Source organism: Bartonella sp. MR168JLCBS, from assembly GCF_042194175.1.
In genome coordinates, this window is record NZ_JBHIMP010000577.1 from 1 (window position 1) to 258 (window position 258).

Consider the following 258-nt stretch of genomic DNA (forward strand, 5'->3'; position numbering starts at 1 on the left):
TTTGCTATTAAAGTATTTTTCTAGCAAACTATCAATCATCTGCTCAAAAATTAAAAAACATCACAAACGTGCTACGCAAAACAACAATCGTTTGGCCTATCCTATATCCTACTACATCCTTCATAATGAAAAGCATTTGCCGTGGAATATTCGAAACCTTCAATAAGAAAGTACTTTATCATTCTACTCCACAAAAACTACAGTTAGAAAAAAATTTCATTATCCCGTTAATTTGCTCTACCAATAACTTCATAATTA